This is a genomic window from Mesorhizobium sp. CA5, from assembly GCF_020165105.1.
In the GTDB taxonomy this organism is placed as follows: Bacteria; Pseudomonadota; Alphaproteobacteria; order Rhizobiales; family Rhizobiaceae; genus Mesorhizobium.
The window spans coordinates 1-13,255 of the sequence record NZ_JAIUHJ010000012.1 but is presented as its reverse complement, the minus strand read 5'-3'; the positions used below and the strand labels follow the sequence as shown (position 1 = coordinate 13,255).

Annotated in this window: 11 protein-coding genes, 1 tRNA gene, 1 rRNA gene and 1 pseudogene; 10 read left to right on the top strand and 4 right to left on the bottom strand. The window is 59.5% G+C overall.

Annotation, left to right across the window (positions count from 1 at the left end):
• Positions 1-74: 74 nt before the first annotated feature.
• The 10 genes and pseudogenes from LB529_RS16910 to xth form a co-directional block, all read left to right on the top strand.
• Positions 75-959, top strand: a pseudogene (locus LB529_RS16910) (LysR family transcriptional regulator); the annotation flags it as partial.
• 508 nt (positions 960-1,467) lie between these two features.
• Positions 1,468-2,124 (top strand): hydrolase, encoded by a 657-nt coding sequence (locus tag LB529_RS16905; RefSeq protein WP_140607946.1) that lies wholly within the window; start codon positions 1,468-1,470, stop codon positions 2,122-2,124.
• Positions 2,125-2,269: 145 nt separating this feature from the next.
• Positions 2,270-3,238: a zinc-binding alcohol dehydrogenase family protein gene (locus tag LB529_RS16900; RefSeq protein WP_224711723.1), complete on the top strand. Its 969-nt coding sequence runs from the start codon at positions 2,270-2,272 to the stop codon at positions 3,236-3,238.
• 29 nt (positions 3,239-3,267) lie between these two features.
• Entirely contained in the window at positions 3,268-3,717 is a 450-nt protein-coding gene (locus LB529_RS16895; protein WP_224711722.1) for an ester cyclase, read from the top strand.
• A gap of 488 nt (positions 3,718-4,205) precedes the next feature.
• A complete protein-coding gene (locus tag LB529_RS16890) occupies positions 4,206-4,511 on the top strand; it encodes a DUF2604 domain-containing protein (RefSeq protein WP_224711721.1) in 306 nt (101 codons plus the stop codon).
• Positions 4,508-5,128, top strand: coding sequence for a putative metal-binding protein (locus LB529_RS16885; RefSeq protein WP_224711720.1), 621 nt, complete (start codon positions 4,508-4,510; stop codon positions 5,126-5,128). The genes LB529_RS16890 and LB529_RS16885 overlap by 4 nt, the downstream gene beginning before the upstream one ends.
• 494 nt (positions 5,129-5,622) lie before the next feature.
• Positions 5,623-7,149, top strand: a complete 1,527-nt coding sequence (locus LB529_RS16875) for an E2 ligase fold family C protein (protein ID WP_224711719.1) — start codon at positions 5,623-5,625, stop codon at positions 7,147-7,149.
• Between the two features lie 1,560 nt (positions 7,150-8,709).
• Positions 8,710-9,465, top strand: coding sequence for a DUF4142 domain-containing protein (locus tag LB529_RS16870; protein ID WP_224711829.1), 756 nt, complete (start codon positions 8,710-8,712; stop codon positions 9,463-9,465).
• 25 nt (positions 9,466-9,490) lie between these two features.
• Entirely contained in the window at positions 9,491-10,096 is a 606-nt protein-coding gene (locus LB529_RS16865) for a general stress protein (protein ID WP_224711718.1), read from the top strand.
• A 123-nt stretch (positions 10,097-10,219) separates the two neighbouring features.
• Positions 10,220-10,990 (top strand): exodeoxyribonuclease III, encoded by a 771-nt coding sequence (xth, locus tag LB529_RS16860; protein ID WP_224711717.1) that lies wholly within the window; start codon positions 10,220-10,222, stop codon positions 10,988-10,990.
• Positions 10,991-11,187: 197 nt separating this feature from the next.
• On the opposite strand, the gene LB529_RS16855 is transcribed toward xth, so the two are convergent.
• The 4 genes from LB529_RS16855 to rrf form a co-directional block, all read right to left on the bottom strand.
• Positions 11,188-11,403: a hypothetical protein gene (locus LB529_RS16855; RefSeq protein WP_140859725.1), complete on the bottom strand. Its 216-nt coding sequence runs from the start codon at positions 11,401-11,403 to the stop codon at positions 11,188-11,190.
• A gap of 649 nt (positions 11,404-12,052) precedes the next feature.
• A complete protein-coding gene (locus LB529_RS16845) occupies positions 12,053-12,271 on the bottom strand; it encodes a hypothetical protein (protein ID WP_224611434.1) in 219 nt (72 codons plus the stop codon).
• Positions 12,272-12,475: 204 nt separating this feature from the next.
• Positions 12,476-12,552 (bottom strand) — tRNA-Met (locus LB529_RS16840).
• 310 nt (positions 12,553-12,862) lie between these two features.
• Positions 12,863-12,977, bottom strand: a 5S ribosomal RNA gene (gene rrf / locus LB529_RS16835).
• Between the last annotated feature and the right edge of the window lie 278 nt (positions 12,978-13,255).

Here is a 13,255-nt window from a genome sequence, read left to right as displayed (position 1 = left end):
TTGCGTATGTTAGCGCTGCTGACCTAGGGTACGAAACTTGTATAATTTCGAGTCGCCTATTCGAGGAAATCGGTATGTCTGATCCCGGCACGCCAACGTTCGATCAGTTGCGAGTTTTTCTAACAGTGATCGATGTTGGAAGTTTCGCGGGCGCGGCGCGCCAGCTCAACCGGGCCACTTCGGTTATCAGCTACACGATCACCAATCTGGAAGCGCAGCTTGGCGTCACGCTTTTCGAAAGGGATTCCACTCGCCGACCCCGGCTCACCGACGACGGCAGAGCGCTGCTTTCGGAAGCGCGCAATGTCGCCCTGGGCTTCAATCGATTGCGTGCGAAGGCCAAGGGTCTCCGTCAAGGCCTAGAACCGGAGGTTCACGTCGCCCTTGACGTGATGCTGCCGGCGTCGCGCATCGTTGCCGCGCTCAAGAGTTTTAGGGATGAATTTCCCACCGTCCCGCTCAAGTTGAGGGCTGAAGCATTGGGTGCCGTGACGCAGCTCGTCCTTGATCGCACATCGATGATTGGCGTTCGCGGGCCGCCCGACGTGGAAATCGACGGACTGGAGCGGATCGGCGTCGGAAGTGTCCATCTGGTTCCAGTCGCCGCGCCCGACCACCCCCTGGCGTCCCAGGTAAATGGCCTCGGAGCGGGGCGACACCATGTCCAATTGGTCCTTACCGATCGGACGTCGCGCACTGCCGGTGAGGACTTGGGCGTCATGGGCACTCACACCTGGCGCGTCGCCGACCTGACCACAAAGCATATGCTGCTTCGGGAGGGTATTGGCTGGGGGACGATGCCAGAACCCATGGTCCGCGAAGATCTCGCATGCGGAAAGCTTGTTCTGCTGGACATGCCGGACTTCAAGGGCGGTCACTATCGCTTCTTTGCGATCCACCGGACGGACATGCCTCCAGGCCCGGCCGCCTCTTTCCTGATCAACCAGTTCGAATGGCAATCCCACGGCATGAACGGTGGCACCTTTGCATCAACAGATGCAGCCGCGCCCATTGTTGTCGATGCCTCCGCCCCTCGCGGCGCAGTACAAATCGAAAGCCGCGACATTCACGGGCGAACCGACGTCAAATTGAGCAATGAACCCAAGAACAGCGAGCTAGGGCGCCGCCCACTCCAGCGGTCTTAGGGAAGCATCTCCCTGCCATGGCCAAAGGTCCCTTTCTTCATCGGACCGCCCAAGCCATCGGCCTTTCACCGTGGCAACGGCCTCGCCGCGAGACCGCTCCTCTCAAGCAGTGCAAGCCAACGGTAGGTCCGACGGTCGCACGCCTCGTGATCGCTTGTCGATCGCATCGAACGCTACGCGCGACCGTATCTGGCTGTTCGCCTCAGGCGATTACGGTCAAATCTGAGCCCGTACTAACCAGATATTCGATCACTTGATTTGAAGATCAAACCATCATGCAGATGGGCGCAGGCCGTCTGCGAAAACAACAAAAGGAAATTACATGGCCGCTGCAGTATTCCCCAAGGTTGGTCTTGAGGCGATGTTGACGCCCGAAAATTGCGTCCTTGTGCTCATCGATCATCAGGCGTTCCAGGTTGCGGGTGTTCGAAACATCGACCCGCAAATCATGATCAACAACACGGTTGCTCTCGCGAAGGTGGCCAAGGCGTTCAATGTCCCGACACTTCTGACAACGGTGATCAAGGATCGCGGTGGCGAGCTTCTCAAGGCGATCCAGGACGTGTTTCCCGATCAGGTGCCGATCGACCGGACCACTATCAACACCTGGGAAGACAAGGCCTGCGTCGACTGGGTGAAGAAGACCGGCAGGAAGAAAGTCGTCATCGCTGGCCTCTGGACCGAAATATGCCTCGCTTTCCCCGTTATCCAGGCGCTTGGCGAAGGCTGGGAGGTCTATTTTGTGACCGACGCTTCCGGCGGCGTCAGCACCGAAGCGCATGATCGCGGCGTTCAACGGATGATCCAGGCCGGCGGCGTGCCGCTAACCTGGATAGTGTTCGCATCGGAACTCCAGCGCGATTGGGCGCGGGAATCGACCGTTCCGGCGTTGGCGCAGGTGCTCCTGGATCACGGTGGAGCGACCGGCACCAGCTTGGCGTGGGAGTGGCAACTCCTCGGCTCGCACGGCGGAGCCTGACAGCACGGTGAAGCCCGCAGCTGGCTGCCGCTGGCTTCACCTTTCGGACCTCATGGTTACTGCCGCATAACCTCTGGCCTTCGATCGCTCTTCAATCCGCATCGGCGGGTAGCCCGGTGAAGGTTCTCATGTCTGGAGACTGGTGATGACGACGATGCGCGCCGTTCGTTTCTCCGCCTTTGGACCTCCCTCGGTCCTGAGCGTTCAGGAGATCGCAAAGCCCGTCCCGCGTGCCGGCGAAGCGTTGGTAAAGGTTGGCGCTTCCGCGATCAATCCCAGCGACGTGAAGTTTGTTTCGGGCGTGTTCAATCCGACGCTGCCGCGCACGCCTGGCCGGGACTTCGCCGGGACGGTCGTGACAGCTTCGAGCCCTTGGGCAGGCAAGTCGGTGTGGGGCAACGGCGCCGGTTTCGGCATCGACCGCGACGGCTCCCACGCCCAGTTCGTCGCCGTGCCGGAAGATTGGCTTTCGCAAATACCGGCGAACCTGTCGGTGGAACAGGCCGCCACCGTCGGCGTCCCCTTTGTCACGGCGTGGTCCGCGCTTGTCGTCGCAGGTGATATCCGGGCCGGCGAAACGGTGCTCATCACCGGCGCGTCCGGCGCCGTTGGCCGCGCCGCGACCCAGATAGCGCACTGGAAGAAGGCTCGCGTGATCGGTGCCGACATCAACATGAGCCAGGATTCTGAAGCGGATGTCTTCATCAACACGAAGACCAAGGATCTGCCCGCCATGGTGGCGGCGCTGACCGACAACAAAGGTGTGAATCTTGTGCTGGACGCCGTCGGCGGGCCGGTCTTCGAGCCAGCGATGAAGTCGATGGGTCTGGGCGGCCGCCAGGTGGCGATCACAAGCGTCGGTTCGCGCCGCGTCGAATTCGATCTGATGGATTTCTATCACAACCGGCAACGCTTGATCGGTGTTGACACCGCCAAGCTCACAGGCGTCGAAATCGCGGCCATCCTGAATGCGCTTCGGCTGGGTTTCGAGAGCGGCGCGTTGCGACCGTCGCCAGTCAAGACATGGCCGCTGAATGATGTGGTGAAGGCTTATGAGGCGGTCGCCGCAGGCGATGCCTCGGCGAAACATATCTTAAATCCACAAAGCGCTTAGCCGCCTCACCGTCCAGGAAGGATCCGCTGATGTCAGACACCGAAGCAAACAAAGCCGTCGTGCGTCGCTATTTCGAGATGTTCAATTCCGGCGACCTCGGTCAACTCGCCGACCTTGTGTCGGACGATTACGGCGACAAGCTCGAGGGGCAAGCGTCAGGGATCGAAGTCATCCGGAGCTACCTCCAGGGGCTGAAGGCCAGTTTCCCGGACTTCACATGGAGCATCGAGCAGATCATCGGCGAAGGCGATCGGGTGGCGGTGATGAACCGCGTCAGCGGCACGCAGGTGAATGATTTCGGGGAGGTCAAGGCAACAGGGAACCGCGTCGATTTCGCGGCCTTCCAGTTCTACCGGATCGCCGACGGCAAACTCGCGGAGCACTGGGAAGTCGCTGACTTCGCCAAGTTTCAGGAACAGCTCACCGCCAAGCCTGCGGCTACCGCCTTCAAGTCCTTCCAAAACACCCTGAAGGACTGACGCCGCATCGACCTGAGCCGAGCTTCTTTCCAAAGCCTTGAGCATCATCGCGGAGGAAGCAAAATCAGTTCTTGAGCTGACATTGAACCTGTTGACCTCGCTTGCGAAGTCCCTTCAACAGAGGAACTCGGTTACAGCGCTGTATTGGCGGTAGCCCTCTACCGGCTCGAACCCCCATAGATGCTTGAGCCAAGGGGCGGACTATGTCGGACCAGGCATGCCAGCTTCTTTCAGAAGAGCGCGCATTTCGAATTTGACTGGGACGGCGACACAGAAGGTCGAAGATCCCGATAACCCCCGTTCGACGGCCAATCGTAGAACTGTCTGACGTCCGCTTTGAGGCCGTTCAGGCCCCACTCACGTCGCAGCAGCTTCTGGGCCAAAGCGGACATACGCAAAGCGTGGCATTGACGGAGGAAAGTTTACCGTAGGCCCAGAGGTAGGCACTGTGATAGTAATAGAGGAACCTTAACATGGACGGTTAGAATATGGCAAAGTCCCCGAAAAGTTCACCTGAAACAGCGGCACCGACGGCCGGCCCCAAACACAAATTAACTCTGACTATCGTTGTCAATGGTGAGCCAGTGGCTGTGGAAGCCAATGTCAATTCGCCGTTGCATACAGTTATCGCTAAGGCGCTAGCTGAGTCCGGGAACGTCGGCCAGCCGCCGGAGAACTGGGAGCTGAAGGACGAGGCAGGAGTTGTCCTAGATGCAAGCAAGAAGATCGAGGACCTTGGGATCAGTGGGGGCCAGAAGTTGTTCCTGAGCCTCAAGGCCGGTGCAGCAGGTTGATCGAAGGCCAGTTCGTCGACGAGGCGGTTTCCAGACGTAAGTTTGATCGCGAGGTCGCGCAGTACAGAAAGCTTGAGGACACATACCGTCGGCGAGGCTGGTTTCTCGTCGAGGCGGATTTCCCAACGGTGCTGGTTCTGTTCGCCGCCCTTAAGGTGAGGCCTCAAACCTTGGTTTGCGCGGTGCAGTTGGACTTCACCAACTACGACCTCGTGCCCCCATCGGTCACGTTTGTTGATCCAGGCACTAGGGAGGCACTGCCCATGAAGAGCCTGACTTTTCAGATGTTGCGCTTAAGCGGCGTCGAAAATGCTACGCAGGAAACGATAACCGCTATGGCACAGCAACAGCGGTTGGCGGTTCAGCCGTTGCTGCAGGCGCACAACCCTGATGATGTCCCGTTCCTATGTTTGCCCGGGGTGCGCGAATATCACAACCACCCAGCCCACACAGGTGACTCATGGCTTTTGCATCGTCGCTCTGGAGAAGGCTCCTTGCATTTTATTCTGGAGCACGTCTGGGCCAGCGCGATCAATCCAATCCAGGCGTTGAACTATCAAATTCAGCAGATCGTCTTTACCGGGTACCAGGTCAACCTGGCAGCGTTTCCACGGTAAGCAGCAGCCTTGCTGCTGCCGAGAAATTTATTGTCCCGCGGGCTGCCGTCGACGATGTGCACGCGTATTTGGTGGAGGTAGGGAGATCCGGATATGAAGGTTTAGGCCTTTGGGTCGGTCGCGTGGGAGAGGGCGTCGCCACGGTGGAACGAGCACTCGTTCCCGAGCAGAGGCTTATTCGTGGACCTACCGGGGTCGGCGTGTTTGTCGACGGGCCCGAGTTGCACCGCATCAATGTTTGGCTGTTCGATAATGGTCTACGCATACTTGCGCAGATTCACAGCCACCCCACGGATGCATACCACTCGGACACCGACGACGATAATGCGTTAGCAACGACGGTCGGCTCACTTTCCCTGGTCGTTCCGGACTTCGCGAGAGGGCCGGCGGATTTGTCCCAGACTGTCGTCTATCGGCTTAACAGCGCCGGGAACTGGCTCCCCGTGCCTGCCGCGGTTGTTAGCCGTCTCATTGAAATAGTGGATTGACCTAGCATGGCGCTCGCAACCTATTTCGGCCGTGCCGCAACCGCGGCCTCGCAAGTGCTACAGGGGTTCCAGACAAAGAATTTCGAGCAGCTACTCAACGGGCTGGTGATCGGAATTGCCTTTGACGAAACCGCCTGCTCCAGCGAGGGCAGGGCATCGCTTGATCTTCTGGTCCGGCTGGTAGCCCGGCTTTACCCCAATATCTGCTTTCTGCCGGAGGGCGACGAGGCGACGAAGTTGGCGCGTAGCCTCAGCTCGCTGGCGCGCTCCATAAACGGACAGATCGATATAGTCCGGCCGCGCCTGGCGGCGCTTTCGCAGTGCCTCGTTGTCGGCTCGACGGCTCCGGATGTAGATTGCTCTCGGATGTTCTTGGGGTCTGACGGCTGGCTTGCGAAATTCTCCACCGTACAGCCGGTTGGCTCCGGCTGCAGTAGCAACAGTTTCGGCGCAGGTGCTGCGTCGTGCATCGCAGCATCAAATTTGTTCCGCTTGATATTTAACGAGCAGATCAGCGGGGCGACGGTGGACAGCGCAGTCTCGTTCTCGTTGTTTGACTACGCCCCCGGATCCGATGCTAACCCGCCGCTTGAGACGAACACGGTCCTCGATACCATCTTCCTGCTGGGATTAGGAGCAATCGGCAATGGCGCTGTTTGGGCCCTTGCGCGGGTATCCGGCCTCCAGGGGCAGTTGGGGCTTGTCGACGACGAGGAGGTCGACCAAGGCAATCTGCAGCGCTACGTGTTGGCATTGGAGAAGGACATCGGCGGCAGCAAGGTTAAGCTTGCCCGTCGTCATCTGACGTCTCAACGTGGCTTGTCGCTCCAGGATCACCCTTACAAATGGCAGTCCCTAGCGGGGTCACACTCGCTGCAGCACGTCGCGATCGCGCTGGATACGGCGGCTGACCGCATCGCGGTACAGGCTGCCCTGCCTCGATGGACCATCAACAGCTGGACGCAGCGGGGGGATCTTGGCGTGTCGCATCATCACCTAGATGGCGAACTAGCCTGCCTCGCGTGCCTCTATTTACCTACCGGATCCGTTCCGGATGAAGACCAGGTCATTGCTCAGGCACTTAGCCTCGAGGACCGGAAAATGGACGTCGTGCGGCCCATGCTACACAGTGGCGCCCCCGTCAGCGTGGAATTGATGCGGGAGATCGCAAGCCGCCTGATGGTCCCTCTTGAGCCTCTACTGCCGTTTGTTGGCCAGCCGCTGCGAGGCCTCTATCAGGCTGCAATTTGTGGAGGCGTGGTTTTCGAGCTAACCGGAGGCGGTAAGCCGGTACGTGTGGAGGTCCCGATGGCCTTCCAGTCGGCGATGGCAGGCATCATGCTCGCCGCAGAAATCGTCAAACGCTCCGCCCACAGGGATGCTCCCAGCTGGACAACCGCGAAGCTAAACTTGCTCCGCAAAATGCCCTCTGACGTGATTACGGAGCGCAGAGCAAAGGATCGTCAGGAGCGCTGTATATGCCAGGATGCGGATTACCTGGATGCATATCGGGCAAGATACAAATCAGTGTAGTCGCACTGGCGGCGATGAATTTCTCGCCGCCGTCGCGACGCTAGTGGCTGCAGCCCTCTGATGCCTACGCCACGACAGGTAATGCATCTCACGGCCGAAGCGCGGCGAAAGCTGCAACCGCCATAGAGGCCGGGCAGAGGGTTAGGTGGGCGCGAACGTGGCATACGAACTTGCCGCCCCAATGTCTGCTATCAGGCGCAGTGCCGACCGGCGGCCTTGGGCAACTTGACGATCCGTAGACAGGCACACAATGCGGACGATGTTTATGTGAAGCGGCTTAGGTGACGACATACCCCGTCCGAACCTGTTGCTCGCGACAGGCTCACCCAGCGTATCGACCCGCGATCACGCCCGAGGCCGGGGTGATCGAGCGGTACCTCAGCCATCCTGAACGTCGAATAGGCCTTAACGCAAAACCGTCCCGGTTAGACCGGGACGGTTATTGATTTATGATAAAATTGGTTGCGGGGACACGGACACCCGGCGCGAGCATCGCTCGGACTCAAAGCTTGCACGCCACCTGTGGCACGGCTCCGGCCTGAGGGTTTCCCTTCCAGAGACAATCTTGGCGCGACGCTCGAGTTACCCGAACGACCACGTCGCCGGCGTCGACCCTGTATCGGCCCTCATTATTGACCCGAACCGGGTCCCCGTTGATCTGGACAAGGTAGTCAACCGGTGGAACCGGGTCGACTACGATCGTTATGGAGGGCATTCTTTCGATCTGCAACGAGACGAGCTCTGGTTTGAGTGTGCTGGCGACAGTGGCGAATTGGTTGGAATCGTACTAGGCAAATCGCACTTCGCCTTCGCTATCATTCCCCGCGGCTTTACGGAAAAGTCGCCAGCGTCCTGGATTGCTTCCGCGACCTTCGAAGTGCTCTTCACATCCATACCGGCGTAGGTCGCTGTCGCACTGAAGTTCGTCGCGATAGCCCTCAGGACCGCCTTGCGTGCTGACGGCGCCACCACCTCGCCGGTTCGCATTTCCCATGCCGTGATCTGGGCCTCGTAGCTAAATTCTTCCATCAGATCCGCCGCCCCAAAGGCGGGCGCAAGGCATGTAAAAACCAAGCATACAGCTGTCGCGAATCTTGCTCTTGTCATCAGAGTGTCAGGTCGCCGTAGAGAACGCGGCGCACATGACCGACTTCGAAGCGGCGAAAGTCGCCGATTTGATTTGCGATTTCTATTACGAGATCACATAGCTTCGGTGCGTGCTTAGCCGCCCCGCAGCACGCGCCAGATATCGGACCAATAGGCCGTGATCAGGGAAGCCAGAGCCGCAGCCGGCAATCGGATCGCCAGCATCGCGAGCAGTTGCACCGGATCAGCAAGAGCCTGTCGATACCGGCGACAGCATGATGCAGAGCGCAGCAGCTTCCTCAGACGCGCGGCAGACGGGCCCGCCCGCGAGGAACCCGCCTCGTCCACACAGCCGGTCCGAATGTCGCCGCCGGTGAAAGAGGCGCTCTCGCCACCAACCCGAAATCGTGTGGCGGCCGGAACAAAGGGGTCTGGCGCTTGTTGAGTGACACCCATTCAGCAAGGAACTTATCGATGAAACACCGCCTTCTAATGACAGCGCTGTCCACCTGCGCGGTCCTGACATTTGCCGTGCCGTCCTATGCCGCCGATAAAGCTCAGGACTTCGTCGACAAGGCCGCCGCCGGAGGCATGTTCGAGGTCGAGTCGAGCAAGATCGCACAAGGCAAGGCTCAAGATGAGGCAGTCAAAGATTTCGCGCAGAAGATGATCGACGATCACGGCGCGGCAAACGCCAAGCTGGAGACGATCGCCGGCGAGCAGAAACTGAAGGTGCCTGCCCAGACGGACGCCGCGCACAAGAGCGAACTCGACACCCTGAACACCGGCAAGGACGCATTCGACAAGTCTTACGTGCAGATGCAGCGCGACGCACATGCTGACGCTGTGAAGCTGTTCGAAGGCTACGCCAAGGACGGCGACAATGCTCAGCTCAAGACATTCGCGCAGCAGACGTTGCCGACGCTCAAAATGCATCAGGAAATGATCGAAAAGATCGCATCCGGCACCAGCGACAAGTCTTCCACGACGAGCTCGACGACGCCCGCGGTGTCCACGAGCGACACCAATAATCGGGCCGCGCCCGTGCCTGGCGCCAACAGCTTCACCGAAGCGCAGGCGAAATCGCGGATTCAGGATGCCGGCTTCTCCAATGTCAGCGCGCTGACGAAGGACGACCAAGGCATCTGGCGCGGCACCGCCCAGAAAGACGGAAAGCAGGTGACCGTAGCGCTCGATTTCCAAGGCAACGTGGTTGCCGGCGCTCAATAACCGAACTCAGAAATGGAGTGAAACAATGACCACTGTCACCGGACTTTTCGATGACTATCAGGACGCCTCCGACGCCGTGAGCGAATTGGAAGCCATTGGCGTGCCGCGAGACGACATCAGCATCGTGGCCAACAATTCCGACAATTGGTATCGACAGGACGAGACTTCAGAAGCCGGCGAAGATGCCGCCGCTGGTGCCGGCCTGGGAGCGCTCGTCGGCGGCGCGGGCGGCCTGCTCACGGGGCTCGGGATCATGGCGATCCCCGGTGTCGGGCCCGTTGTGGCCGCAGGCTGGCTCGCTGCTACGGCTGTCGGCGCGGTTGGCGGCGCTGTGGTGGGCGGAGCCGCAGGCGGCATAGTAGGGGCGCTGACTGAATCTGGCGTTTCGGAACGTGATGCACATGTCTACGCCGAGGGCGTGCGCCGCGGAGGCAGTCTGGTGACTGCCAGAGTGGATGATCGGCTTGCCGGCGAGGCTGAACGGATCCTGCGAGGAGAGCGTTCCGTCAATCTCGACGAGAGGCGTAGCGCTTACGAGGCCGGCGGCTGGACAGGGTTCCACGCCAACGCAGAGCCCTATGATGACATCGAAGCGGAACGCGATCGCGTTCGCCGAACCACACCGCTCTAAAGATACGGCCCCGTCGAAGTCTCGACGGGGCCATTTCTTCGCGGCAGGAGCGGGCACCTAAGCATTTGTGATTATCGGACCGGCTAGAGCAATATTCAGGCGACGCCAGCAGGAATCGAGGGGATGACCCGGATCGCGACCTTCAACGTCAACGGGGTCAATGGCCGCCTGCCGGTGCTTTTGAAATGGCTTGGCGAGACCGACTATGACGTGGTCTGCCTTCAGGAACTGAAAACGTCGGACGACAAATTTCCCTTCGAGGCGATTCGGGACCTCGGCTACAGTGCGATCTGGCATGGCCAGAAATCCTATAATGGCGTGGCTATACTGGCGCGTGGCAGGGATCCGGTCGAGCGCCGTCGCGGCTTACCGGGCGATCCTGACGATACCCACAGCCGCTATCTCGAGGCGGAGATCGACGGTCTCATCGTCGGCTGCATATACCTCCCTAACGGCAATCCGGCGCCAGGGCCCAAATTCGATTACCAGCTTCGTTGGTTCGAGCGTCTCGTCGACTACAGCAAATCGCTCTTGGGCGAGCGCACGGTGCTTTGTGGTGACTTCAACGTCGTCCCGACTGAGATCGATGCCGTAGTACCTCGCCGCTGGTTGGGTGACGCCGTCTTCTTCCCCGAAAGCAGGAAAGCCTATGCCCGCATGCTGGGCCTGGGTTGGGTCGATGCGATCCGTCGGATCAATCCAGACAAGGGCATATACACCTACTGGAACTTTTTCTATCGCGGCGGCTACGACCGAAGCTCAGGCCTGCGGATGGACCATCTGCTCGTAAGCCCATGCCTTGCGGAGAGCATTCTGGCCGCGGGTGTCGATGTCGAGACCCGTGGATGGGAAAAGCCGAGCGATCACGCACCCGCCTGGATCGACGTCGGTTAAGACCGTTTGCCCAATCGTTCCCCAAGGCCTAACGCGAACCCGCCCCCAACCAGCGGATGAACTCTGCATCCTTCCCGGTGATTTCCTTCACCGCCTTCAAGAGGGCTTCGTGTAGATCACCCAGGCGCGGTAGTGGGCGCATTGCATCGATATCAGCGGACTAACGATACTCTTATCTGCATGAGTGTTGTTGCTCGTCAGTGCGCGGTTGTTGGTGGGGCGATCTTCAGCAGGCGACGCTTGGCCGCCTTCGCGCGCGCTTGCCCGTTTCGGATGCGGCAGCACAGCGCAATCCCCACAGCGATTCCATGGTTATCGTCGAGCATGGCCGTCGCTTGCTTCAGCGACTGGTCAGCTCGCTTTGCGTGCTGCCGGGCAGCCGCCATTTCGAGAACTACAAGTTCCACCGTCATCCCGTCCTCCGCGGGTTTGGTCCCTTCAAAAACCAATCGGCGCCAGGGCGTTTTGTTCCTGCGACGGTCGGGCGCAGCCGTGGTCACAGCAGCCCCACCGGGGAAGGTGTTTGGCTGCAGCCCTTGGGCGCCGACACCGCTCCGGGCAAAAACGGTCGCAAAACCACATTGATCGTTTGATCGCTCAATGTGGTCATGGCTCGCGGCAACTAATTCTGCGCTCGAGAGCCATGCGGGTTCCGCTCCATCGTTGGATAGGGGCAACCTGCCCCGTGTCGGAGCACGCCGGCTGATGGTGGCGATATTTGGTCCGATCATAGCGCGCCGACTGGGCGATCGCCTGGTCCAGTGCGCCCAAGCTGGGATATATCCGCACTGGCAGACCTGTGGGCTGCGACGCCACGCCACCTTCGGCGACGGTCGTACGATCGTATCGGGACAGGCGCATTCGCGAGCTCCGAATGGACCATAGCAGGTAGGATAATGGGACCTCAGTCCTCATTGCAGCACGAGCGATTATCGAACAACTTTTACTTACCGCCGAGTTTGAACCACGTCCCCCCGGAATAGGTGTCGGCGGCTAGGCCCGGCTCGCATAATCCTGTGTCACCCTCGATCTGCGAGCCGGGCTTTGCGCCGAAGCAGTTCATCATTTGGCAAAATCCTTTGGCGGCTCCTCCGCAATGCCGAATTCGTGGACGGTGCCTTCGCGTTCGTCGACAACCCGAAACCAGTGCTCTTGCAACGCCTTGGTGGAGATCGCCTTTCCCGTCAGGGTCTCTGCGGCGCTGAGCGCATCAGGTGCCTCTGCAGATGTCGTGGCAACGATGCGTTCGCCATAGATCTCTTCGATTTGAAAGCGCGCCATCGGAAACCTCCTGAATCCAATGGCAACGCTCTCCGAAAAAGAAGGTTCAAGGTCCAATTAAGATCAGCGGAACCTAATATGCGGCTCCCACTTATGGAAAAATGAGCACACGCGGCGCCAGGCGCGCCGCGGCAATTGCTTGCCCCTTCAAACGCAAAAAGCCGTCCCGGTTAGACCGGGACGGTTATAGATTTATGATAGAATTGGTTGCGGGGACAGGATTTGAACCTGTGACCTTCAGGTTATGAGCCTGACGAGCTACCGGGCTGCTCCACCCCGCGTCAACTACGAGCAAGCGTTTGCTTGCGACTACGAGCAAGCGTTTGCTTGCGACTACGAGCAAGCGTTTGCTTGCGACTACGAGCAAGCGTTTGCTTGCGAACACGAGCAAGCGTTTGCTTGCGAACACGAGCAAGCGTTTGCTTGCGTCCTTGGAGGTAAGTGCGACCTTACCGGATTCAAGAGCCGCCAAATGAAAGGGCCGCTTGCGCGGCCCATGATCCCGTTTGGCGGGCCTTAAGATCGTAGAGAGAAGATTGTCTTCATCCGGATCCTGTGGATCTGGAAGTGAGCTGAACATGCGCTTTGCAGACCTGGCAGCGACCTACTCTCCCGCGTCTTGAGACGAAGTACCATCAGCGCTGGAGCGTTTCACGGCCGAGTTCGGAATGGGATCGGGTGCAGCCGCTCCGCCATAACCACCAGGTCGGCAAAACGCATGTTCAAATCGAGAAGCTGTTCAAGCGCGATCCGAAGATCGTCGCGTTTGTGCCAAGGCGACGTTTGCGTTTTGCATACGGGCGAAGCCCGCAAGCGCGACTGCGCGTCGCCGGTCGTCCGGCGCCCTCGCGGAGCATAGGCCCCGAAGGGGCCGCTCATGCGTGAGCGCTGGTAGACCATCCGACTTATGGCGACAATCCTTCGGATTGCGCCTTGATGGATATAAGTAATGAGAACGATCAAGCCTATCGAACTATTAGTACC

Excerpts from the sequence above, each read along its gene's own strand:
- LB529_RS16905 (WP_140607946.1), top strand. The coding sequence starts at position 1,468 with ATGGCCGCTGCAGTATTCCCCAAGGTTGGTCTTGAGGCGATGTTGACG.
- LB529_RS16900 (WP_224711723.1), top strand. The coding sequence starts at position 2,270 with ATGACGACGATGCGCGCCGTTCGTTTCTCCGCCTTTGGACCTCCCTCG.
- LB529_RS16895 (WP_224711722.1), top strand. The coding sequence starts at position 3,268 with ATGTCAGACACCGAAGCAAACAAAGCCGTCGTGCGTCGCTATTTCGAG.
- LB529_RS16890 (WP_224711721.1), top strand. The coding sequence starts at position 4,206 with ATGGCAAAGTCCCCGAAAAGTTCACCTGAAACAGCGGCACCGACGGCC.
- LB529_RS16875 (WP_224711719.1), top strand. The coding sequence starts at position 5,623 with ATGGCGCTCGCAACCTATTTCGGCCGTGCCGCAACCGCGGCCTCGCAA.
- LB529_RS16870 (WP_224711829.1), top strand. The coding sequence starts at position 8,710 with ATGAAACACCGCCTTCTAATGACAGCGCTGTCCACCTGCGCGGTCCTG.
- LB529_RS16865 (WP_224711718.1), top strand. The coding sequence starts at position 9,491 with ATGACCACTGTCACCGGACTTTTCGATGACTATCAGGACGCCTCCGAC.
- xth (WP_224711717.1), top strand. The coding sequence starts at position 10,220 with ATGACCCGGATCGCGACCTTCAACGTCAACGGGGTCAATGGCCGCCTG.
- LB529_RS16855 (WP_140859725.1), bottom strand. The coding sequence starts at position 11,403 with ATGACGGTGGAACTTGTAGTTCTCGAAATGGCGGCTGCCCGGCAGCAC.
- LB529_RS16845 (WP_224611434.1), bottom strand. The coding sequence starts at position 12,271 with ATGGCGCGCTTTCAAATCGAAGAGATCTATGGCGAACGCATCGTTGCC.